The following is a 22,515-nucleotide window of genomic DNA, read 5'->3' as shown; positions in this document are numbered from 1 at the left end:
GCCCACGGAATACTGCCGATGAATGCTCAAGCCCAGCTTCCCACCGCCTTCGACGTGCAGCGCATCCGCGCCGATTTCCCCCTGCTGTCGCGCAGCGTGCACGGCAAGCCGCTGGTGTATTTCGACAACGCCAACACCAGCCAGAAGCCGCAGAGCGTGATCGAGGCGGTGGACGAGCACTACCGCCGGCACAACGCCAACGTGTCGCGCGCCGTGCACCAGCTGGGCGAAGAGGCGACCGCGGCGTACGAGGGCGCGCGCGACCGGCTGGCGCGATTCATCAACGCCGGATCGCGCAATGAGATCGTGCTGACCTCCGGCACCACTCAGGCGATCAACCTGGTCGCTTACAGCTACGCGCTGCCGCAGCTGAAGCCTGGCGATGCGATCGTCACCACCGTGATGGAGCATCACGCCAATATCGTGCCGTGGCAGATCGTGGCCGGCCGCGCCGGAGCCACGGTGAAGCCGGCGCCGATCGACGAGCGCGGCGAGCTGATCGTCGAGGAATTCATCAAGCTGCTCACCCCGGAGGTGAAGCTGGCCTGCGTGGGGCATGTGTCCAATGTGCTCGGCACGGTCAACCCGGTGCGCGAGCTAGCGCGCGAATGCCGCAAGCGCGGCATTCCGCTGCTGGTGGACGGTTCGCAGGCGGTGCCGCATCGTCCGGTGGACGTGCAGGCGCTGGGCTGCGATTTCTATGCCATCACCGGCCACAAGATGCTGGCGCCGACCGGCACCGGCGCGCTATGGGCGCGCAAGGAGCTGCTGCAGGCGATGCCGCCGTTCTTCGGCGGCGGCGAGATGATTCGCGAGGTGCGCTTCAGCGGCACTACCTTTGCCGACCCGCCGCACCGCTTCGAGGCGGGCACGCCGAACATCGCCGGCTTCGCAGGCGTGACGGCGGCGATCGACTACTACGAATCGGTCGGCTTCGAGGCTATCCACGCGTGGGAGCAGCAGTTGCTCGCCTACGCCACCGAGCGCCTGCGTGAGGTCCCCGGGCTGCGCATCTTCGGCGAAGCGAGGGAGAAAGAACCGGTGATCTCCTTCCTGGTCGAAGGCGCGCAGGCGACCGACCTGGCCACGCTGCTGGACCTGCAAGGCGTGGCGGTGCGTTCCGGCCATCATTGCGCGCATCCGCTGATGCAGTTCTACGGCGTGCCGGCCACGCTGCGCGCGTCGCTGGCGTTCTACAACACGCGCGAGGAGGTCGATGCCTTCATCACCGCGCTGCTGAAGGTGCGCTCGCTGCTGATGTGAACCACGCCGGGGCGCGATACGGACGATCGACGGGAGCGCAGGAAGCGAACGATGCAAGGGACGATGCGGCTGATAGGGATGTTCTGGCTGGTGCTGCTGTGCTCCGTGCCCGGCTGGCCGGCGCACGCCGACGAGAGTGCCGATATCCCGGCATTGCAGGGGCGCGTGAACGACTACGCCGGTGTGCTGGGCGCGAACGCCGGCGCGCTCGAAGCGAAACTGGCGGCCCAGGAACGCGCGACAGGCAACCAAATCGTGGTGCTGACGGTGGCCGACCTCGGCGGGCGCGATATCGAAAGCTACGCGAACCGGACACTGCACGCCTGGAAACTCGGCCGCCAAGGCGTCGACGACGGCGTGCTGATCGTGCTGGCGGTGAAGGATCGGCGGGCGCGCATCGAAGTGGGCTACGGTTTGGAAGGCACGCTGACCGACCTTGCCAGCTCGCGCATCCTGCGCGACACCATGCATCCGCATTTCGCCGCGGGCGACTACGCCGGCGGCGTCGAAGCCGGCGTCGATGCGGTCATCGCCGCGCTTGCCGGGCAGGAGCCCATGGGAATGCCGGCCGCTCATGACGACGCCTGGGCGCCGTGGTGGGCTTTCATCCTTCCGCTCGTGGTGAGCGCGCTGTTCGGCCTGCTGGCGGCGGCCGTCGGCGGCTGGAAGATCCTGTGTCTGCCGCTGGTGTGCCAGATCTTCACCTTCGCACTGGCGCCATGGCCGGCGGCGCTGGCGATCGTACTGGCGCTTCTGGCGGGCATCTTCGGCCTGCGCCGGCGCTGGATGCGCAAAGAGTTCCTGCGCCGCACGAAAGGTGGGCGGCGGCCGGCCAACTCGACGGTGAAGACATGGCCGCCGCGTTTCATGGACGTCTGGCGCTGGCCTGGCAGCGGAGAAGGCCGTCGCGTCGTGCGAGGAACGGATGGTGGCGTGACATTCTGGGAAAGCAGCAGCGGATCGCCTTTCTCTTCGTCCGATTCGTCTTCCGATGCCTTTTCCGGTGGTGGCGGCGATTCGGGCGGCGGCGGCTCTTCGGACAGCTGGTGAGACACGAAGGACGATACCCATGAAGCGATGGATGCGTTGCCTGTTGCTGCTGTGCGTGGCGATCGGATGGCCGGCTCTCGCCGATGAGGCCGGCGTGCCGCCTTTGAAAGGCCGCGTGAATGACTTCGCAGGCGTGCTCGGTGCGGAAGCCGGCTCGCTCGACGCGAAACTCGCTGCGCAGGAAGGCGCGACCGGCAACCAGGTCGTGGTGCTGACGGTGCCGGATCTCGGTGGCCGCGACATCGAGAGCTACGCCAACCAGGTCTTCCACACCTGGAAGCTCGGCCGCAAAGGCATCGACGACGGCGTGCTGATCGTGCTGGCGGTGAAGGAGCGCAGCGCGCGCATCGAAGTCGGCTACGGCCTGGAAGGCACGCTGACCGACCTGGACACCTCGCGCATCTTGCGCGACACCATGCATCCGCACTTCGCCAAGGGCGACTACGCCAGCGGCATGGAGGCCGGCGTGGATGCGGTGCTGGGCGTGCTGGCCGGACAGGAGCTGGCGCGACCGGAGATACCGCTGCCGGAAAAGATGTCTCTGCGCGATGTGTTCTTCACCTGGGTGGGTTACTTGTCGGCGCTGCTGCTCGTGGCGCTGTTCTTCTGGTGCGCCGTGGCGACAGGCGGCGTCCTGGCCTTGGGTTTTCTCTTGATTCCATCCGCCTTCGCGCTGGCGATCTGGGGGTGGCCGGCGGGGCTGGTCAGTTTGCTGGGACAGCTGGTTGGCGTGTACGTCCTTCGCTATCGCCTGATGCTGCGCCACACGCCCAAGGAACAGCAGCGGACCATGGGCCGGTTCGGTCGTTGGCCGCCGCGCTTCGTAGATGTATGGCTGTGGCGGGGCTTTGGCGAAAAGGGTGGAAAGCGGCGCGGCGGAAGTGGATCGTCCGGTGGCACCGGGGTCTTGGGGTTTCTTGTCGGCTTGCTTTTCCGAGGCGGCGGGGGCGGCGGTTCGGGTTCGTCCGGTTCGGGTTTTTCAGGCGGCGGCGGAGACTCCGGCGGCGGTGGTTCTTCCGACCGCTGGTGAGGTCCAAAGAAAAACCCGCAGGCTCGCACCCGCGGGTTTTTCTTGTTCAGCGGATATCTGCGCTTACCAGATCTTCACCTGCGTATCGCCCGAGCGGACCATCTTGGCGTTCGCCTTGCATTGGAACGCCTGCGCGAACGCGGCCATGTTCGAGGGCGCGCCGATCGCGCGGAACTGCGCCGGTGCGTGCGGATCGGTGTTGAGCAGGGTCAGCTGCGCGGCGGGGCGGATGCTGCCGCGCCACACGCGCGCCCAGTTGAGGAAGAAGCGCTGGTCCTGGGTATAGCCGTCGATGGTTTTCTTCGCTTCTCTCGGGTTTTTCGCCAGCGCCATCTGCAAGGCGTCGTAGGCCGCGTTGAGGCCGCCGAGGTCGCCGATGTTCTCGCCCATGGTGAGCTGGCCGTTGACGAACTTGCCCGGCAGCGCCTCGTAGCCGTTGAACTGCGCGGCGAGCTTGGCGGTGCGTTCGTCGAACGCCTTGCGGTCGGCGTCGGTCCACCAGTTGACGTTGTTGCCCTGGGCGTCGAACTTGCTGCCCTGGTCATCGTAGCCGTGGCCCATCTCGTGGCCGATCACGGCGCCGATGCCGCCGTAGTTGAGTGCGTCATCCGCCGCGGCGTCGAAGAACGGCGGCTGCAGGATGGCGGCCGGGAACACGATCTCGTTCTTCTGTGCGTTGTAGTAAGCATTCACCGTCTGCGGCGTCATGCCCCATTCGGTGCGATCCACCGGCTTGCCGATCTTGCCGACCATGTAGTCGTAGTTGAACTTGGATGCTGCCTGCACGTTGCCGAAGTAATCGCCTGCCTTCAGCGTCAGGCCGCTCCAGTCGCGCCACTTGTCCGGATAGCCGATCTTGGGCGTGAAGCTGGCCCATTTCTCCAGCGCCTTCTGCTTGGTTTCGGCACTCATCCACTCGAGGTTTTCGATGCGCGCCTTGTATGACGCACGCAGGTTGTCCACTAGGGACTGCGCGCGCTGCTTGGATTCGGGCGAGAAGTACTTCGCCACGTAGAGTTCGCCCAGCGCCATGCCCATGCTTTCGTTGACCGCATCGAGCGTGCGCTTCCAGCGCGCCTTCATTTCCTTCTGGTCGTTGAGCGTCCTGGCGTTGAAGTCGAAGTCTTCCTGCTGGAAAGCCTTGGACAGATACGGCGCGGCGCCGTCCACCGCATGAAAGCGCAGGTAGGCCTGCCAGTCGGCGACCGGCACGTCGGACAGCATCTTGTCCATCTCGGCGAAGAACTTCGGGTGCGACAGCGAGAAGCCGTCCTTCACGTCGGCACCTTGCGCCTTGAAGAAGGCCGCCCAGTCGAAATGGGGCGTGAGCTTGCCTGCCTCGGCGAGGCTGACGTAGTGATAGCGATTCTCCGGCTTGCGCAGCTCGGTGGGCACCAGCGAGGCGCCGGCCAGGCGCGTTTCGAAGGCCATCACCGCCTTGGCCTGCGTCTGTGCGTCGGTGGCGCTCACGCCTGCGAGCTGGAGCGTGCGCGCGATATGCGCCACATAAGCGTCGCGGATCTTGGCGAAGTCCGGCTTGCTGTAGTAGTCGGCGGTGGGCAGGCCCAGGCCGCCCTGGCCGGTGTAGGCGATCTGGCGGCTGGAGTCCTTGAAGTCCGCATTGCCGTAGAAGCGGAATACCACGCCGTCGCCGCGCGCATAGGTGTCGCGGATGTAGGCGGCGATGTCTCCCGCATTCTTCAGCGCATCGATGCGCGCCAGCTGGGGCTTGATCGGCGTATAGCCTGCTTGCTCGATCGCCGCTTCGTCCATGCCGGAGGCATACAGGAAGCCGATCTTCTGCTCGATCGAGCCGGGCTTGGCCTGCGCCGGATTCTTCGATGCGCTTTCGACGATCGTGCGTTGAGCATCGAGGCTGCCCTCGCGCAGCGCATCGAAGGAGCCCCAGCGCGTGCGGTCGGGCGGGATCGGATGCGCCGCCACCCACCTGGCGTTGACGAAGCCGTTGAAGTCGGCGCAAGGGTCGATCTTCTTGTCCAGCTCCTTCACGTCGAAATGGCCGGACGGGCCGGCAATGGCGACGGTGGACAAGGCCAGGCCGACGGCCAGGGCCAGCGGTTTCGCGATGTTCTTCATGGATGCTCCCTCGGTGGCAGGTGGCCGCGGTACGGACGCGCGGTCAGCCGCTCAGGCTAGGCAGTGCCCGAGAAGGGAAGGCAGTGCCGGAGGTCATGGCTTGAGGGCGAGAGGCGAGGGGCGGGAACAACGCTCGCAGAGAGCGATGTTCTTCCCGGGTCCCCGCTTTATTCCAGCCTGACCGGCGTCTTCACCGGCTTGCGCGGGCTGATGCGGTATACGCAACGCCGCGCGCCCGCCAGCAGGTGCTGTTCGCGCACGACGCTCGCTTCGTCGCCCATTACGTCCTGAAACAGTTCCAGTTCCGCGCGGCAGAAGCCCTGGCAGACGCGCGCGGCGGAGCAGATGGGGCAGTGGTCTTCGATCAACAGCCAATCGCGTCCGTCTTTTTCCGCGCGCGCCATATAGCCCTCGTGAGCGCGAATCGCGGCAAGGCGGCGCACCCGCTCGGCCACGCTGCGAGCGCTGCCGATGGCGTCGAGATAGTTGCGCCGATTGTCTTCGCGGCGTGCGTCGACCAGCTTGTCTACGCCGGCCTCACCGTAGAGCGCGCGCACGGAGGCGATCAGATCCACCGCCAGCTGCGCGTGCGCATCGGGAAAGCGCGCGTGGCCGGTCGCAGTGAGCGACCACAGCTGGCGTGGCCGGCCGGCGCCGGCGGAGCGCTCCTGTTCGCCGGCGATCAGCGCGGTGTCGAGCAGTTTCTGCACCTGCTGGCGCGCGGCCTCGCTGCTGACACCCAAGGCCTCGGCCAGTGCCGCGGTGCTCTGCGGGCCCTGTGTCTTGAGCTGGCGCAGGATGCGGTCGCTGCTGGGGTCCATCTCGATGGGGTGGTTATTTTCCAAGTTCATGCTTGTTTAATTCCTCGAGCTGGGTCTAATATCCCAAGTAACAACTTGGATATTGGCGCGCGCGGCGCGCATTGTCGAGGAACGCATGGCAACTATCGTATCCGCCTCTTGGGCAGATCTCCTTTCCGGCCGTAATGGCATCCGTTCGGTCGCGCTTGCCGGTGGCACGGCGCTGCACGCGGTCAACGTGTACGTGGTGACCACGATCATGCCGTCGATCGTGGCGGACATCGGCGGCCTGGCTTATTACGCATGGAACACCACGTTGTTCGTGGTCGCATCGATCATCGGCGCGACGCTGGCGGCCGCGCTGGCGAGCCGTCTGGGCGGGAAGGGCGCCTACCTGCTGGCGCTGGCGGTGTTCACGCTCGGCACCCTGGTCTGCGCCGGCGCGGCGTCGATGCCGTGGATGCTGGCCGGCCGCAGCCTGCAAGGGCTAGGTGGCGGCGTGCTGGTATCGCTGGCCTACGTGCTGATCCGGCAAGTGTTCGAGCCAGCGCTGTGGTCGCGCGCGATGGGATTGGTGTCGGCGATGTGGGGCATCGCCACCTTGTCGGGCCCGGCGCTCGGCGGCGTCTTCGCGCAGTTGGGCGAATGGCGCTGGGCGTTCTGGAGCCTGCTGCCGGCAGTGGTGGTGCTGGTCGGCATCGTGCTGGCGTGGCTACCGTCAGGCCAGATCGGCGGCGAGCGCGCCGCCGTGCCGGGTGGAAGGCTGGCCCTGCTGGCGCTGTCTGTGCTGGCGGTATCGCTGGCCAGCCTGGCGCAGTCGCGCGCGCTGCAATGCGTGTTCATCGGCGCAAGCCTGCTGCTCGCGGCGTTGATCGTGCGCGCCGATCGCCAGGCAGGCGCGCGGTTGCTGCCCACCGGCGCCTATGCGCCATCGCGCCTGCGCGCGCTCTATGTGGTGATCGCGCTGCTGGTGATCGGCAGCACGGTAGAGATCTTCGTGCCGTATTTCCTGCAGACCATCCTCGGTCACGAGCCGCTGGTGGCCGGCTATCTCACGGCGGTGATGGCTGGCGGCTGGAGCTTCGGCTCAATGCTGAGCGCGGGTCGTGGTGGCGCGTTCGGTGCCCGCTGCATCCGTGTCGGACCAGCGCTGATGGCGGGCGCGCTGGCGCTGCTGGCGTGGCTGCTGCAGCAGCCTGCGTCGATGGTGCAGGGCGCGGGCTTCGTCATGTTGTGTGTCTTCCTTGCCGGCGTAGGCCTGGGCATCGGCTTGGCCTGGCCGCACCTGCTGACCTCCCTGCTCGAGGCCGCGCCGCCGGAAGAGGGGGCGCTCGCTTCATCGTCGATTTCCACCGTGCAGCTCTATGCCATGTCGCTGGGCGCTGCCGTAGCTGGCTGGGTCGCCAATGCCGCTGGCCTCAGCGACCCGGGCGGCGTGGCCGGTGCGCGTGCGGCGGCGCTGTGGCTGCTGGGCGGTTTCGCCGTGCTGGTCGCGCTGGGCCTGCCGGTGGCGCGTCGCGCTACACGCGCCTGATTTCTCCCGATAACCGACACTGACAAAAGGAAACATCACAATGGCCATCGAACTGCTGCCGTTGCCGTACGAGCTCAACGCGCTCGCCCCGCACATTTCGGCGGAGACACTGGAATACCACTACGGCAAGCACCACCGTGCCTACGTCACGAATCTCAACACGCTGATCGCCGGCACCGAGTTCGAAGCACTGGAACTGGAAGAGATCGTGCGCCGCGCGAGCGGCCCGATGTTCAACAACGCCGCACAGGTGTGGAACCACAGCTTCTACTGGAACTCGATGAGTCCGCGCGGCGGCGGCGCGCCGCAGGGCCGGCTGGCCGATGCCATCGCGCGGGACTTCGGTTCGGTGGATGCGTTCAAGGAAGCGTTCGCCAAGTCCGGCGCCACGCTGTTCGGCTCGGGCTGGACCTGGCTGGTGCAGCGCCCGGACGGCACGCTCGCGATCGTCGACACCGCCAATGCAGAAACGCCGCTGACCGGCGCGGATCGCCCCCTGCTGGTCGCTGATGTATGGGAGCACGCGTACTACATCGACTACCGCAATGCGCGGCCAAGCTATCTGCAGGCGTTCTGGCAGCTCGTGCACTGGGATTTCGCGGCCGATCACCTGGCCTGAGCACGGTAGCTCCATGGACCGGCTCGCCGCGCGCAGGCGCCTGCGCGGCGAGCTTGGGCATCCGTAAGGTATGGACGATACGCTGCGTGAAGCGTGCGCTTCGACCGTCATTTCCTGCGGAGACTGTATGAGAGAGCTATCGATCCGACTGCTGCCCGGCGTGCTCTGCTTGTTCGCGGCGAGCTTGCCCGCGCTGGCGGCGCCATCCGCTGCTCCCTATACGATCGCCAGGCAGCATGTGCTGGGCGGCGCTGGCGGCTGGGACTACCTGAGCCTCGACGCCGCCGCGCATCGCCTCTATATCGCGCGCGACGATCGTGTGATGGTCGTCGATGCCGCCAGCGGCAAGCTCGTCGGCGAAGTGCCCGGCATGCAGCATGCGCACGGCGTGGCGCTGCAGCCCGACGCGCACAAGGCGTTCGTCAGCAACGGTCGCGGCGATGATGTCAGCATCATGGACACGCAGACGCTCAAGGTGACAGGGCATATCGCGGTCAGCGGCAAGAACCCCGACGCGATCCTGTTCGATAGCGACTCCGGCCATCTCCTGACCATGAACGGCCGCACGAACGACATCAGCGTGATCGACGCGCATGCCGGCAAGGAACTGTCGACCATCGCCGTGCCAGGACGCCCGGAGTTCGCCGTGGCGGACGGCAAGGGCACGCTGTATCTGAACCTGGAAGACAAGAACCAGTTGGCGCGCGTGGATCTGAAGGCTGGCAAGGTGACCGCCGTGTGGACCTTGGCGCCTTGCGAAGGTCCGACGGGATTGGCGCTGGACGCCGCGCACGGCCGCCTGTTTTCCGCCTGCGACAACGGCTGGGTGATCGTGACCGATGCCGGCGACGGCCATCAGGTCGCCAAGATCGAAGTGGGCAAGGGGCCCGACGCGGTGATCTACGACGCCGAGCGCCACCTCGTGCTGAGTTCGGGCGGAGATGAGGGGCTGCTCAGTGTCGTGGCGCAGGACGATGCCGATCATTACCACCTGCTCGGCAACGTTCCCACGCAGAAAAGCGCCCGCACCATGGCGCTGGATCCGGCTTCGCACGAGGTCTATCTCGTGGCCGCCGCGGCGCACGAGAAAGGCAAGCCGGTGGAGGGCTTCACCCTGCTGGTGGCGGCGCCGCACTGACCATCGCGCCCGCCGGCGCCATGGCCGGCGCCATGGCCGGCGGGCAGGACGGGCATTATCATGCCGCGCATGACCACGACCTCCCTTCCCATCTTCCGTACCGCCACCGTTGCCGACGTCCCCGGCATCGTCGCGCTGGTCGAATCCGCCTACCGCGGCGATTCGGGTCGGCTCGGCTGGACCACCGAATCCGATCTCCTCGATGGGCGCCGTACGGATGTCGACGGCGTGGGTGCGCTGCTCGAACAGGCCGATAGCATCGTGCTGCTGGCCGAGCGCGACGGTGAGCTCGTGGCGTGCTGCCATGTCGAGCGGCAGGGCGAGGCCGGTTACTTCGGCATGTTCGCGGTCAATCCGCAGCTGCAGAACGGCGGTATCGGCAAGGCCGTGCTGGCCGAGGCCGAGCGCCATGCGCGCGAGCAGTGGCAATGCCTGGCCATGCGCATGACGGTGATCGAGCAACGTGCGGAGCTGATCGCATGGTACGAGCGTCGCGGCTACCAGCGCACCGGCGAGTACCGTCCGTTTCCCTACGGCGACGAGCGCTTCGGCATCCCGCGCCGCGACGACCTGCGTTTCGAATGGCTGGTGAAGCCGCTGGCGGGAAACGCCGCATGAGCGACGACGTGAGCGGCTGGACCTACGTGGGTACGCGCGCCGAACTGCTGCCCGGCGAGTTCAAGGTGGTCTACGACGAAGTCACGCAAGAGCCGATCGCCGTCTACAACATCGACGGCCAGCTTTATGCGGTGCAGGACCTGTGCACGCACGACGGCGGCGACCTGGCCGGCGGCGAGGTGCACGGTTTCGAAGTGGAATGCCCGCGGCATGGCGCACGCTTCGATTTGCGCACCGGAGCGGTGCTGTGCCCGCCGGCCTACGAACCGATCGCGAGCTTTCCGGTGCGCGAGGCGCACGGCGGGATCTGGACGCGCGACGACCGCGGCTGACGCACGGGCACGGTCCTCAGGGACTCATGCGGTACACCACCGCCATCGAGCCGGTGACCTGATTGGGCGTGCCGTACGTGCGCACGAGCGGGCTGTCCGCCGCCTTGCCGAGCAGGCGCGCGTAAGACAGCGAGAACACCGTGGCGAAATGAGGGCCGAGCGGAATCAGCCCGTCGTATTCGATGCCGACCTGCTGGCCGCCCGCGCCGGGTTGCCATGGTGCCACGCCCAGCGTCGCGGCCTCCACGGCGGTCAGGCCGAAGAAGCGGCGCATCGCCGGGCCGTTCATCCATTGCCATTGCAGCTGCAGGCCGTGCTCGTAGCCGCCCAGCGGCGGCAGCGCGGTAAAGGCGTAGGCGGTAGCGTAGGCTCCCGCACCGAGGGTGTCGTGCGATAGCGTGACGCCGATGTTCTGCGCGTCGCTGAAGTCGTACTCCACATAGCCGCCGGCGTTGAGGCGCGGCGACAGGCTGGCGACCTTGCCGCCGAGCTTGCCGAGGTCTTCGTGGCTGCGTCCCCACTGGTAGTTGCCGTAGGGGCCGGCGTGCCAGTGCCGGCCATCGATCAGGTCCAGCGTGGCACCGTCGTCGGTGGACAGCGTGAGGCGATCGCCGAGCTTCACCTGCACGTAGGGCGCCAGCTGGTCGCGGTGCGCGCGCGAACCCTGCCAGTTGGGCAGGCGGATGAAGCCGGCGCCGAGCAGGTTTTCGTCGGCGCCCGTACCGGGCGCGCTGTCGGCGTGACTGGCCATCGCGGCGCCGAGCAGCGCGGCGAAGGCGAGCAAGCCGCGCATGGTCACGGCGCCTTGTTCTCCGCGCCGGCAGCGGCGAAACGCACCAGCACGCGCTGGCCGATGCGCGCGGAGGCCGGCGGCGGCTGGTCGAAGGCGAGCACGCATTCCACCGTGCGGGTGTTGGCGCGTACCAGCGGATCTTCTTCCAGCGCGCTGGCACCGAACACGGTGCCGACGCGCAGCACATGCGCGGTGAGGTTGGGCATGCCGCTGCCGCTGTCGTCGATCACTTCGGCGCGCATGCCGGCATTGACCACACGCACGAACGATTCGTTGAGCTCGGCGCGCACGATGCGCGGCTGTTCGGGCAACAGCACGAAGGCCGGGCCGCTCTGCGGCGAAGCGAGCGCGCCGGGCTGGATCAGCCGTTGCACGATCTCGCCGTCCACCGGCGCGAGCAGGCTGCGCTGGGCCAGTTCATAGCGGGCGCCGGCGAGCTTTTGCGCGGCCAGCGCGGCGCTGGCGCGCGCGTTGTCGAGTTCGCCCTGCAATTGCCGCGCGGCTTCGCGCGCGTCGTCGGCGCTCTGTGCGTCGCCGGCGCCGGCTTTCGCTGCGGCTTCGAGGCGCTGCGCGCGCTGGTCGGCGGCCTGCAGGCGCGAGTCCAGCAGGCGGGTCTGCGCTTCGATCTGCTTCTGTTCGGCTTCGGCGGCGGTCACCGCGAGCTTGGCCGGCTCGGTGTCGAGCATGGCCAGCAGCTGGCCCTTCTTCACGTGGTCGCCCTCGTGAACCTTGATCTCGGCGACCACGCCATCGCGCGGCACGCTCAGCTTGAGCAGGCCGCCTTCGATGTCGATCTTGCCGCGCGCGACCGCGGCATACGCAGCGGCGGCCTGCGTGGCGGGCGCCTGCTTGCCGGAGCTGGCGGTGTCATCGCGCGAGCACCCGGCCAGCGCAAGCGCGGCGGCCAGGGCGAACAGCGGAAAGGGCAGGGCCGAAAAGAGCGGGCGCGAAGTCATGCGGAAGATTCCTTGAGGCCCGGGACGGCGTCCGGCAGCGACGGCTGAGTGCGGTCACTGAGGATGCGGCCGTCCTCCATGGCGAGGACGCGGTCGGCATGGCCGACCAGGCGCGGATCATGGCTGACGCACAGCACGGTGGTGCCATGCGCGCGCGCGATGCGATGCAGGATGTCGATGATGGTCTGGCCGTTGGCCGCGTCGAGCGCGCTGGTCGGCTCATCGGCGAACAGCAGCTCCGGCTCCTTGGCGAGCGCGCGCGCGATCGCCACGCGTTGCTTCTCGCCGCCGGACAGTTCGGACGGACGCAGGCGCATGCGCGGACCGAGTCCCACTTCCTCCAGCGAGGAGATCGCGCGGCGGCGCGCCTCGCCCGGCGAAAGGCCGAGATAGCTCAACGGCAGCTCCACTTGTTCGACCGCATTGAGCGCGGGGAAGAGATTGAAGCCCTGGAACACGAAGCCGGTGTGTAGCAGGCGGAAGCGCTCCAGCGCGCGGATGTCGAGCTGTCCCAGGTCCTGGCCCAGCGCGCTCACCTGGCCGCTGTCGGGACGCTGCAGCCCGCTGAGGATCGCCAGCAGCGTGCTCTTGCCGCAGCCCGAGGGGCCGGAGATCAGGGTCAGTTCGCCGGAGCGGATGTCCAACGTGAGGTCGTGCAGCACGGTGCTGCGCACGCGGCCGGACTCGAACGACTTGGCTACGCCGCGAGCCTGCAGCGAAATGGTGGGTGCGGAGGGCGTGGTGCGGGCCATGGCTTACCTCAGCAGGCTCGCGGGGTCGGCGCGGCGCAGGCTGCGCATCGCCGCCAGTCCCGACACGATCGCCAGGCCCATGCCCAGCAGCAGGCAGGCGACGGTGGTGAGCGGATCCAGTGCCACCGGCACGCTGCGGCTGCGCGCGAAGGCGAACAGAATCCCGCCCAGCACGGCGCTGCCGACCAGGCCGATCGCGCCCACCCAGAAAGCCTGCTCCATCACCACCTTGCGCAGCGCGCCGACGCCCACGCCGAGCGCGTTGAGCGTGGCGTATTCGCGCACCGAGCCGATCACCGCCGCGACCAGGGTCTGGCTGGTAATCACCGCGCCGACCAGGAACACGATGCCGGCCAGGAACAGCACGCCGGCGCCGGCGCCGGTGTCGAACATCCAGTAGAGCTGCGAGCGGCGCGCGAAGTCGCGCGCGGTCCATACGTCGTACTTGCCGAAGGAAGTGGTGCCGCGCAGGCGTTCGGCCACGGCGTCGGCCTGGTCCGGATCCTGCAGCCGGGCGACGAAGTAGGTCATGCGGCTGGCATTGGCCGGATCGGTGTCCAGTTCCGCCGCGGTGACCAGCGAGGCCACCACGTTGACGCCGCCGAGCGCGCGCAGGCCGCTGCTCACACCGGCCACGCGGACGCGGTGGCCATTGATGACTGCGTTGTCACCCACGCTGACACCGAGGCTGTCCAGGTCGGCGCGATCGACGATCACCGCATCGGGTTCGTTGAGGCGAGCGCGCAGGCTGGCGGGCAAGGCATGCGCGAACATCATGCCGTCCGCGCGCGTGTCGATACCGGAGACGAAGACCGACACGCCGCCGGTGTCATGCGGGCCGCGCCAGTCGGCGTCCACCCAGTGGAAGGGTTCGACCTGGGTCACCGCCGGATCCATGCGCAGGCGCATTTCCACGCCCGCGTCGATCGGCCGTCCGAGGTTCACGCTCTGCGTGCCGGGGTAGCCGGCCCACAGGTCAGCGGAGGAGCCGGTGATGTACACGCTGGCGCTGCCGAAGATGCCCAGCACCAGGGCGGCCTGCAGCAATTGCAGCAGGCCGGCGAAGCCCACGGCGAGGATCGCTGGCAGGAAGCGTCGCCATTCGTAGACCAGCGTCTTGCGGGCGAGCGCCACCATCAGTCCGTACTCCGCGGCGGGAGTGGCGCGGGCGGTGTCGGCATCGGCGCGCCGCCCAGGGCTTTGTAGAGAGAGACGTAGGCGAGGTCGCGCGCGGCGATCGCGCTGGCCAGTTCCAGTTCGGCGCGATGGCCATCGATCATGCTGTCCTGCACGTCCAGGCCGCTGCCCAGGCCGAGCTCGGCGCGCTTGCGCGCGGCGTCGGCGCCGCTGCGCGAGGCGTCGGCGGCCTGCGTCAGCGCTTGTTCGCGGGAACGCAGCTGTTCGAGGTCGCCCATCGCCACTTCGGTTTCGGCCACGCCCTGCAGCACCGCCTGGCGGTAGGCGAACAGCGCGGCGTTGAGCTCGTGTCCCTTGGCGTGGGCCGCGGCCACGCGCTGGCCCCAGTCCAGCAACGGGATATCGATGACCGGGCCGATCGAGAAGATACCTTCGTGATTGCGCGCGCGATGATTGCTGGCGATGTTGATCGACCACATCATTGACGAACCGAAGCCGATGTGCGGATAGATGTCCTTGCGCGCGAGCCCCAGTTCGCCGGCGGCGCGCAGTACCTCGGCCTCGGCGTTCGCGATCTCCGGCCGCGTGCGCAGCAGGTCGGCCGGGGCGGAGGTGAGTTGCCAGGCGCCCAGGCGCGGTTGCGTGCCGGGTTCCAGCCAGGCCTGGTCGGGTTCGTTCTGGCCCAGCAGCACGGCCAGCTGCTGGGCGGCCGCATTGATCGCCTGGCGCGGCTCGGCCAGGGCAGCTTCGGCGCGGGCCAGCTCGGCCTGCGCGCGCGCGGCTTCCGCCGGCGCGGCCAGCTTCAGTTTCACCCGGGTCTGCAGCAGACGCGCCTTTTCCTGCTGCGCGTCATGGATGGCCAGCAGCAGGGCCTCCTGCCGTTGCGCCGAGCGCAGCTCCACCCAGCGCCGGGTGACTTCGGCCACCAGCGAGACCTGGGCGCCGCGCAGCGCGGCCTGGGCGCCATTGAGCTGGCCGTCGGCGACGCGCCTGGTGCTTTGCCAGGCGCCGAACAGCGGGAACTCCCAGCTCGCGTCGAAGCCGACCATGAAATACGACGCGCTGGTGTCCGGGTTCACCACGTCGTTGGTGCGTGCATGCACGTTGGGGAAATAGCCGTCGTGCGCGTGGCCGCTGAGCTGCCGCGCGGCCTGCAGGCGCTCGGCGGCCTGGGCCACGTCGAGGTTGTTGCGCAGCGCGCGGTCGATCAGTCCGTCCAGCGCCGGGTCGCCCAGAGCCTGCCACCACCCGCGCAGGTCGGCGGCGGGCGGCGCCACGCCAGCCGGCGCATTGCGCCATGCGTCGGGGATCGGCGCCTTCAGCTCGGGCAGGGGCGCGACGGCGCAACCGGCGAGCGTGAGGCAGAACGCCGTGCAGCACAGGAACAGGGCGGTGCGCCTGCCCGCCTTGCCGGGACGCGCATTCGACGGGTTGGCTGCGGATGAGGACACGTGTTTCCAGATCATGAGCGGAGGATGGCTGCAAGGTCGCGGCCGCTTGGACTGCCATGGAGCGCCGAAGTGCCGGCCGGCATCGCAAGACGCGGCAGCACGGGGATGGCGGCGAGCCAAGCCGTGCAGGGTATCGGGCCAGGGTGACCATCGGCAATGCCATCCATGGCGGCCAAGCATACCGCTGGCGGTCATACGACGATCATCAGGCCTGCTTGTGACATATGACCTTCGGCACGGTAGCGTCCGTTCGCGCGCCAGGAGCGGAAAGGAGGCCGAAAGGGGTAGGCGCCTATGGTGAGCGCATCGTGAAAACCGGAGTGTCCGCGTGACGGCTTGGAACATCCTCTGCGACTTCGACGGCACCATCTCCGTCGAGGACGTGATCGACTCGCTGCTGGACCGTTTCGGCCGTCCCGGCTGGGAAGCGCTGGAGCAGGACTGGCGCGCGGGCCGCATCGGTTCGCGCGAGTGCATGAGCGGCCAGGTCGCCCTGCTGGACATGAGCCGCGAGCAGTTGAACAAGCACCTGGAAGGTCTGTGGATCGACCATGCGTTCCCGGCGTTCGTGGCGAAGACGCGCGAGCTGGGCACCCCGATTCGCGTGGTCAGCGACGGCCTCGACTACGCCATCCACCAGATCCTCGGCCGCTACGGCCTGGACGACCTGCCGCTGGCCGCCAACCATCTGTCGCCGGCCGAGCCGCCGCGCCAGTGGCAGCTGACTTCGCCGTTCCAGGCCGAAGGCTGCCGCAGCGGCACCTGCAAGTGCGCCTGCGTGGCGCAGGCCCGCAAGGGCGGCGCCAAGACGCTGCTGATCGGCGATGGCGCTTCCGATTTCTGCGCCGCCGACCGCGTGGACTTCGTGTTCGCCAAGCATCGCCTGATCGAGCATTGCCGCGCCGCCGGCATTCCCTACGTGCCGATCACTGGTTTCGAGGACGCGCTGGAACTGCTGCCGCGTCTCCTGGACGGCAGCCTGCTCGCCGAGCACGCGCGCCCGGCGCCGGCCATCGCTGCGGGCTGAGCCCGCGGTCGCGCTTTTTCCGTACCCCGCAATTCCCCATTCGGACTTCTCGATGAACGCCTACGATCCCAACGCCGCTACCGGTGTGATTCCTGACGCGCAGCTGCTCGCCGACGAGGCGCAGTACAGCTCCTTCGGCGACACCGTGCATTACGTCGATCCGCCGAAGATCTTCCGCCACGGTCAGGGCAGCTGGATGTACGACACTGCCGGCGTGCCGTTCCTGGACCTGCAGATGTGGTACTCGGCGGTCAACTTCGGCTACGGCAACAAGCGCCTGAACGACACGCTGAAGCAGCAGATCGACGTGCTGCCGCAGGTGGCCAGCCAGTATCTGCACCAGACCCGCATCGAGCTGGCCAAGACGATCGCCGTCGATGCCCAGCAGAAGTTCGGCCTGAAGGGCCGCGTGCACTTCAACGTGGGCGGCGCGCAGGCGGTCGAGGACTCGCTCAAGCTGGTGCGCAACTTCAAGAACGGCAAGAGCCTGATGTTCGCCTTCGAGGGCGGATATCACGGCCGCACGCTGGGTGCTTCGTCGATCACCTCCAGCTACCGCTACCGCCGCCGCTTCGGTCACTTCGGCGAGCGCGCGATGTTCATCCCGTTCCCGTATCCGTTCCGGCGCCCGAAGGGCATGTCGCCGGAGGAGTACTCCGACGCCTGCGTGCGCCAGTTCGAGCGCCTGTTCGAGACCGAGTACAACGGCGTGTGGGACCCTAAGGTCAACCAGGCCGAATACGCCGCCTTCTACGTCGAGCCGATCCAGGGCACCGGCGGCTACGTGATCCCGCCCAAGAACTTCTTCAAGGATCTGAAGAAGGTGCTGGACAAGTACGGCATTCTGATGGTGGTCGACGAGATCCAGATGGGCTTCTGGCGCACAGGCAAGCTGTGGTCGATCGAGCACTTCGGCGTGACGCCGGACGTGCTGGTGTTCGGCAAGGCGCTGACCAACGGCCTGAACCCGCTGTCCGGCCTGTGGGCGCGCGAGGAAATGATCAATCCGGAGATCTTCCCGCCGGGCTCGACGCACTCCACCTTCAACTCCAACCCGCTCGGCACCTCGCTCGGCCTCGAAGTCATCAAGATGGGCTACGAGCTCGACTACGAGACCAGCGTGGCGAAGAAGGGTGCGCACTTCCTGGATGCGCTGAAGGACCTGCAGAAGCGCCATAAGGAAATCGGCGACGTCGACGGCCTGGGCCTGGCGCTGCGTGCGGAGATCTGCACCGACGACGGCTTCACCCCGAACAAGGCGCTGCTGGACAAGATGGTCGACATCGGCCTCGCCGGCGACCTGGAGCACAAGGGCAAGAAGATCGGCCTCGTGCTGGACGTGGGCGGCTGGTACAAGAACGTGATCACCTTCGCGCCGTCGCTGGACATCACCCACGAAGAAATCGACTTGGCCATCGCGCTGCTCGACCAGCTGCTGACCAAGGCCAAGAAGGCGATGTAAGCCTTACGCGTGCGGCGTCCGATGGCGCCGCCCGTCCATGGTTTTTTCTTGTGTCGAGCGCTCCCATGCAGGGGATGCCGACCCGGCGACGCTCATGCGTCGCCGTCTTTTTTTTCGGTGCGTGCCGGCGGGAACCAGACTTCCACGCGCAGGCCACCCGCACTGCCGGACAGATAGCGCACTTGCGCATGATGGCGTTCGGCGATGCGCTGCACGATCGCCAGACCCAGGCCGGTGCCTTCCTCACTGCTGCCGGGCACGCGGAAGAAGCGCTCGCCCAGTCGCGCCAGGAACGCCGGCGGCACGCCGGGTCCGTTGTCCTCCACGCTCATGCAGGCGCCGCGCTCGTCGCTGGCGACGCCGACCGTCACCATACTGCCGCGGCCGGCATAGCGCAGGGCGTTGTCCAGCAGGTTATCCAGCAGTTCCTGCAAGGTGATGCGATCGCCGTCGATCCATACCGGATGCGACGGGCCGTCATAGCCCAGGTCTACGCCTGCGGCCAGCGCTTCGTGCACGCGCAGCGCGAGCATGTCCGGTATCAACCGGGCGAGGTCGAGCAGCGCATGCGGATCTTCATGCTCGGGGGATTGCGCGCGCGTGAGCGCCAGCAGCTGCGCCGAGGTGCGCGTGGCGCGCTGGGTGAGGCGCAGGATGTGCGCCAGCGCATCCTTGACCGTTTCAGGTGACGGATCGATCTGCGCGCGCTCCACATGCACGCGCAGTCCGGCCAGGGGGGTGCGCAGCTGGTGCGCCGCATCGGCGATGAAGCGCTCCTGCAACGCGAGCATGCCGCGAAGGCGCGCGAACAGGCCGTCGATGGTGCGCGTCAGCGGCAGGATTTCCACCGGCACGTCGGCGTCGCCGATCGGCGCGAGGTCGTGCTCGCGCGACGCCAGGCGCGCGGTGAGCGGATCGAGCTGGCGCAAGCCCACGCGAACGCCGAACCACACCAGCACGAAGACCGCCGCGATCAGCAGGGCCTGCGCCGGGATGCTCAGCAGGAGGATTTCGCGCGCGCGCAGGCGACGGTCGCGCAGGGTCTCGGCGACGGTCACCGTGAGCACGTCCCCGGCTTCGTGCGCGCTGTCGATCATGACGCCGGCCGCGCGCACGCGGCGACGGTCCAGCATGACGTCGAACAGCATGGGTTCGCCGTTGACGGCCAGGCCCAGGCGCGAGGGCGGGGCGAGTCCGTCGGTGCCGGCGATCAGTCCGTGGCGCTGGCTGACGATGCTGAAGTAATTGATGTTGTTGTGCCCTTCCGGGTCGTACTGCAGCAGGAAACTGGCCTGCTCCGAGAGCGGGCCGTCCAGGCCCATCTGCAGCATGCGCGCCACGGTTTCGGCGCCGCCGGCGAGATCGCGGTCGTGCACGTGGTTGGAATAGACCAGCGCGCCGGTGTAGGTGATGAGGCTTTCGATCAGCAGCATCCCCATCAGCGGCACCAGCAGGAAGGCCAGCAGGCGGCGGCGCAGGCTCTGCCGTCCGTCCGGCTCCAGCACGCGGTACAGCCAGGGCTGCGGCTCGCTGGCTTCGTTCACGCGGCGCCTTCCTTGGATTCTTCCAGCAGGTAGCCCAGGCCGCGGATGGTGCGCACCTGCGTGCCGGAGCCGGACAGCTTGCGGCGCAGGCGATAGATGGCGATGTCCAGGCCGTTGTCGGTGAGCTCCTCGTCCCAGTTGCACAGCGCCTCGACCAATTGCGCGCGGCTGGTGACGCGATCCGGGCGTGCGGCAAGGGCTTCGAGCAGGCCGAACTCGCGGGCGGTCAGTTCCAGCGGCTTGTCGTCGACCCAGGCGCGGTGGCCGGGCAGATCCAGGCGCAGCCGCCCGATCGCCAGTTCCGGCGCGCCCTGCGCGGTATAGCGGCGGAGCAGGGCGCGCACGCGCGCTTCGAATTCGGCCAGGGCGAACGGTTTCACCAGATAGTCGTCGGCGCCCAGGTCGAGTACGCGCACGCGTTCGCGCAGGCCTTCGCGCGCGGTGATCACCAGGACCGGCATGCCGGCGCCGCGCTTGCGCAGGCGCTGCAGCACCTCGCTGCCATCGAGATTGGGCAGGCCCAGGTCGAGGATGAGCAGGTCGTAAGGGGTATCGCGTAGCGCGTTGTCGGCGCGCGCGCCGTCGTTCACGTGATCGACCGCGTGGCCGCTCTGGCGCAGCGAGGCGCTTACACCGGCGGCGATGGCGGGATCGTCTTCGGCGATGAGGATGCGCATGGGGAGCTCCGGAGATCGCCCCGGGCATGGCGGGCCGGTCGGGACGAGTAATTGCGAGTGATTCTCATTTATGACACTATCCGCTGCGGCCGCATTCCAGCGGTCCGGGCGCCGGGCAGCTTAGCGCCCGGATGGTTCGCTGGGACAGATGGAAGGCTGTGGAGTTGCACGGCCCGCACATCACTTCGGGCACACGCATGGGAAGGCTTCCGGTCGAGACGGCACAAGCAGGACGGGAACGGGCAGGCCGCGCGTTCTGGCTCAAGCAGCTGCATCGCTGGCATTGGATCAGCTCCGCCCTGTGCCTGGTCGGCATGCTGCTGTTTGCGCTCACCGGCTTCACCCTCAATCACGCCGCCGGCATCGAAGCGAAGCCGCGCACCGAACATCGCGAAGCGCACCTGCCCGCGCCGCTGCTGCGCGCGCTGTCCGGCGAGGACGTGCGCAAGGGCGTCGCACTGCCCGTCGACGTCACCGGCTGGATCGAAAGCACCCTCGGCGTGGACGTGGCCGCGCGCGGCGCCGACTGGTCCGCCGACGAGATCTATCTGTCCATGCCGCGCCCGGGTGGCGATGCATGGCTGAGCATCGATCGCGTCGACGGCAAGCTGGAGTACGAGGACACATCGCGCGGCTGGATCTCCTATCTCAACGACCTGCACAAGGGTCGACATGCCGGGCCGGTGTGGGGCTGGTTCATCGATGTATTCGCGCTGGCCTGCGTGGTGTTCTCCGTCACCGGCCTGCTGTTGCTGAAAATGCATGCCGCCCAGCGCGGGGCCACCTGGCCGCTGGTCGCGTTCGGCCTGGTACTGCCGCTGCTGCTGGCCCTGATCTTCATTCACTGACCGAGGAGCGCGTCCGATGCGTCGCCTGCTGTTCACCATGCCTGCCTTGCTGCTTGCCGCGCCGGTGGCGGCGGCCGATCTGGACGTCACCGTGCAGATTCCTTCGATGGAGGTCGCCGAGTACCACCGCCCCTACACGGCGGTGTGGATCGAGCGTGAAGACCACAGCGTCGCCGCGCAACTGGCTGTGTGGTACGCGCAGAAGGACAGCAAGGAGGGCGCCGGCACCAAGTGGCTGCCCGAGCTGCGCCAGTGGTGGCGGCGCGGCGGCCGCGACCTGCAGATGCCGGTGGATGGCGTCTCCGGCGCCACGCGCCCGGCTGGCCTGCAGCAGCTGAAGTTCAAGGTAGGCAAGGCGCCGCTGGGCCAGCTCGCCGCCGGCAAGTACGAGCTGGTCGTCGAGGCCGCGCGCGAAGTCGGCGGGCGCGAGGTCGTGCGCGTGCCGTTCACCTGGCCGGCCGTCTCGGCGCAACACCTGGATGCGAAGGGCGCCGCCGAGCTGGGCGCGGTGAGGCTCGACCTCGCGCCCTGATGCGCCAGTGCGCCTTTTCCATCGCCGCATGCCAAAGGAGTCGACCATGATCAAGCGCTCGCTCATCCTCGCCGCGTTCGCCTTGTGCCTGCCGCTTGCGGCGCAGGCACACAAGATGTGGATGCTGCCCTCGGCCACCAATGTCTCCGGCGCCGACCCTTGGGTCACCGTGGACGCGGCCGTGTCCAACGACCTGTTCTACCCCGATCATGTGCCGGGCGATCTGTCGCGGCTGGTCATCACCGCGCCGGACGGCCAGTCGGCGAAGCCGGAGAACGCGGTGACCGGCAAGTACCGCAGCGTGTTCGACTTGCACCTCACCCAGCAGGGCACCTACAAGCTCGCGCTGGTGAATGCCGGTGTGTTCGCCAGCTATGAACTGGGCGGCGAGAAGAAGCGCTGGCGCGGCGACGCGGCGAACCTGGCGAAGGAGCTGCCGGCCGGTGCGACGAATGTCGAAGTCACCGAAGCGGTGAATCGGGTGGAGACCTTCGTCAGCAACGGCAAGCCCAGCGGTACCGCGCTCAAACCCGAGGGCAAGGGGCTGGAGCTGGTGCCGTTCACGCATGTCACCGATCTGGTGGCAGGCGAGGGAGCTACCTTCCAGCTGCTGCTGGACGGCAAGCCGGCCGGCGACGTGAAGGTCACCGCGATCGCGGGTGCGACGCGCTATCGCAACGCGCAGGAAGAATTCACCGCCACCACCGGCAAGGACGGCAAGTTCACGCTGAGCTGGCCGCGTGCCGGTATGTACTGGATCAACGCCAGCGTGCAGGACGGCAAGACCAGCGTGAAGCAAGCGACGCAGCGCCGCCTGGCCTACACCGCGACGCTGGAAGTGCTGCCGCAGTAAGC

The 22,515-nt window shown here is 68.0% G+C and carries 22 protein-coding genes; 13 read left to right on the top strand and 9 right to left on the bottom strand.

The features are described from left to right. The first annotated feature begins 18 nt into the window (after window positions 1-18). From ACNR9O_RS14900 to ACNR9O_RS14890, 3 genes are read left to right on the top strand one after another with little or no spacing between them, the layout of a single operon-like run. Window positions 19-1,263: a cysteine desulfurase gene (locus ACNR9O_RS14900; RefSeq protein WP_473687479.1), complete on the top strand. Its 1,245-nt coding sequence runs from the start codon at window positions 19-21 to the stop codon at window positions 1,261-1,263. Window positions 1,264-1,314: 51 nt separating this feature from the next. Continuing rightward, on the top strand, window positions 1,315-2,313 hold the full coding sequence (locus ACNR9O_RS14895; protein ID WP_473687481.1) for a TPM domain-containing protein: 999 nt from the start codon (window positions 1,315-1,317) through the stop codon (window positions 2,311-2,313). Between the two features lie 19 nt (window positions 2,314-2,332). Continuing rightward, on the top strand, window positions 2,333-3,343 hold the full coding sequence (locus ACNR9O_RS14890; RefSeq protein ID WP_473687483.1) for a TPM domain-containing protein: 1,011 nt from the start codon (window positions 2,333-2,335) through the stop codon (window positions 3,341-3,343). Window positions 3,344-3,406: 63 nt separating this feature from the next. Here ACNR9O_RS14890 and ACNR9O_RS14885 read toward each other — a convergent pair whose 3' ends face one another. Further along, a complete protein-coding gene (locus tag ACNR9O_RS14885; RefSeq protein ID WP_473687485.1) occupies window positions 3,407-5,440 on the bottom strand; it encodes a M13 family metallopeptidase in 2,034 nt (677 codons plus the stop codon). A gap of 167 nt (window positions 5,441-5,607) precedes the next feature. Further along, on the bottom strand, window positions 5,608-6,291 hold the full coding sequence (locus ACNR9O_RS14880) for a helix-turn-helix transcriptional regulator (protein WP_473687487.1): 684 nt from the start codon (window positions 6,289-6,291) through the stop codon (window positions 5,608-5,610). A gap of 85 nt (window positions 6,292-6,376) precedes the next feature. Here ACNR9O_RS14880 and ACNR9O_RS14875 point away from each other — a divergent pair, with 85 nt between their 5' ends. From ACNR9O_RS14875 to ACNR9O_RS14855, 5 genes are all read left to right on the top strand, one after another. Further along, window positions 6,377-7,774: an MFS transporter gene (locus tag ACNR9O_RS14875; protein WP_473687489.1), complete on the top strand. Its 1,398-nt coding sequence runs from the start codon at window positions 6,377-6,379 to the stop codon at window positions 7,772-7,774. A gap of 40 nt (window positions 7,775-7,814) precedes the next feature. Next, entirely contained in the window at window positions 7,815-8,393 is a 579-nt protein-coding gene (locus tag ACNR9O_RS14870) for a superoxide dismutase (RefSeq protein WP_473687491.1), read from the top strand. Between the two features lie 127 nt (window positions 8,394-8,520). Next, a complete protein-coding gene (locus ACNR9O_RS14865; protein ID WP_473687493.1) occupies window positions 8,521-9,531 on the top strand; it encodes a YncE family protein in 1,011 nt (336 codons plus the stop codon). Between the two features lie 69 nt (window positions 9,532-9,600). Then, on the top strand, window positions 9,601-10,149 hold the full coding sequence (locus tag ACNR9O_RS14860; RefSeq protein ID WP_473687495.1) for a GNAT family N-acetyltransferase: 549 nt from the start codon (window positions 9,601-9,603) through the stop codon (window positions 10,147-10,149). Continuing rightward, window positions 10,146-10,481 (top strand): non-heme iron oxygenase ferredoxin subunit, encoded by a 336-nt coding sequence (locus tag ACNR9O_RS14855; RefSeq protein WP_473687497.1) that lies wholly within the window; start codon window positions 10,146-10,148, stop codon window positions 10,479-10,481. The genes ACNR9O_RS14860 and ACNR9O_RS14855 overlap by 4 nt, the downstream gene beginning before the upstream one ends. Window positions 10,482-10,497: 16 nt before the next feature. On the opposite strand, the gene ACNR9O_RS14850 is transcribed toward ACNR9O_RS14855, so the two are convergent. Genes ACNR9O_RS14850 through ACNR9O_RS14830 form a run of 5 tightly spaced genes read right to left on the bottom strand, consistent with a single transcriptional unit; the run spans window position 10,498 to window position 15,570 of the window. Continuing rightward, window positions 10,498-11,274, bottom strand: coding sequence for a MipA/OmpV family protein (locus tag ACNR9O_RS14850; RefSeq protein WP_473687499.1), 777 nt, complete (start codon window positions 11,272-11,274; stop codon window positions 10,498-10,500). 2 nt (window positions 11,275-11,276) lie between these two features. Further along, window positions 11,277-12,230, bottom strand: coding sequence for an efflux RND transporter periplasmic adaptor subunit (locus ACNR9O_RS14845; protein ID WP_473687501.1), 954 nt, complete (start codon window positions 12,228-12,230; stop codon window positions 11,277-11,279). Continuing rightward, window positions 12,227-12,982, bottom strand: coding sequence for an ABC transporter ATP-binding protein (locus ACNR9O_RS14840; RefSeq protein ID WP_473687503.1), 756 nt, complete (start codon window positions 12,980-12,982; stop codon window positions 12,227-12,229). The genes ACNR9O_RS14845 and ACNR9O_RS14840 overlap by 4 nt, the downstream gene beginning before the upstream one ends. Window positions 12,983-12,985: 3 nt before the next feature. Further along, entirely contained in the window at window positions 12,986-14,119 is a 1,134-nt protein-coding gene (locus ACNR9O_RS14835) for an ABC transporter permease (protein ID WP_473687505.1), read from the bottom strand. After that, window positions 14,119-15,570, bottom strand: coding sequence for a TolC family protein (locus tag ACNR9O_RS14830; RefSeq protein ID WP_473687507.1), 1,452 nt, complete (start codon window positions 15,568-15,570; stop codon window positions 14,119-14,121). Before ACNR9O_RS14830 ends, ACNR9O_RS14835 begins: the two co-directional genes overlap by 1 nt. Window positions 15,571-15,898: 328 nt before the next feature. Here ACNR9O_RS14830 and ACNR9O_RS14825 point away from each other — a divergent pair, with 328 nt between their 5' ends. Both ACNR9O_RS14825 and ACNR9O_RS14820 read left to right on the top strand, forming a co-directional pair. Beyond that, window positions 15,899-16,597 (top strand): MtnX-like HAD-IB family phosphatase, encoded by a 699-nt coding sequence (locus ACNR9O_RS14825; protein ID WP_473687509.1) that lies wholly within the window; start codon window positions 15,899-15,901, stop codon window positions 16,595-16,597. A 52-nt stretch (window positions 16,598-16,649) separates the two neighbouring features. Next, on the top strand, window positions 16,650-18,059 hold the full coding sequence (locus ACNR9O_RS14820) for an aspartate aminotransferase family protein (RefSeq protein ID WP_473687511.1): 1,410 nt from the start codon (window positions 16,650-16,652) through the stop codon (window positions 18,057-18,059). A 92-nt stretch (window positions 18,060-18,151) separates the two neighbouring features. Here the strand turns inward: ACNR9O_RS14820 and ACNR9O_RS14815 are convergent, their stop codons facing one another. After that, window positions 18,152-19,498 (bottom strand): ATP-binding protein, encoded by a 1,347-nt coding sequence (locus ACNR9O_RS14815; protein WP_473700788.1) that lies wholly within the window; start codon window positions 19,496-19,498, stop codon window positions 18,152-18,154. Window positions 19,499-19,599: 101 nt separating this feature from the next. Continuing rightward, window positions 19,600-20,280, bottom strand: coding sequence for a response regulator (locus ACNR9O_RS14810; RefSeq protein ID WP_473687515.1), 681 nt, complete (start codon window positions 20,278-20,280; stop codon window positions 19,600-19,602). Between the two features lie 197 nt (window positions 20,281-20,477). On the opposite strand from ACNR9O_RS14810, the gene ACNR9O_RS14805 reads away from it, so the two are divergent. From ACNR9O_RS14805 to ACNR9O_RS14795, 3 genes are read left to right on the top strand one after another with little or no spacing between them, the layout of a single operon-like run. Further along, window positions 20,478-21,128 carry a PepSY-associated TM helix domain-containing protein gene (locus tag ACNR9O_RS14805; RefSeq protein WP_473687517.1) on the top strand — a complete coding sequence of 217 codons (651 nt, stop codon included), beginning with the start codon at window positions 20,478-20,480 and terminating at the stop codon, window positions 21,126-21,128. Window positions 21,129-21,144: 16 nt separating this feature from the next. Further along, window positions 21,145-21,660, top strand: a complete 516-nt coding sequence (locus ACNR9O_RS14800) for a DUF2271 domain-containing protein (RefSeq protein ID WP_473687519.1) — start codon at window positions 21,145-21,147, stop codon at window positions 21,658-21,660. Window positions 21,661-21,709: 49 nt separating this feature from the next. Beyond that, window positions 21,710-22,513, top strand: a complete 804-nt coding sequence (locus ACNR9O_RS14795; RefSeq protein WP_473700787.1) for a DUF4198 domain-containing protein — start codon at window positions 21,710-21,712, stop codon at window positions 22,511-22,513. The last annotated feature ends 2 nt before the right edge of the window (window positions 22,514-22,515 follow it).

It is taken from the genome of Dyella sp. CR10 (assembly GCF_055814425.1).
Note: the sequence above shows the minus strand (reverse complement) of the source record. Positions and strands in the feature narration are given on the sequence as shown.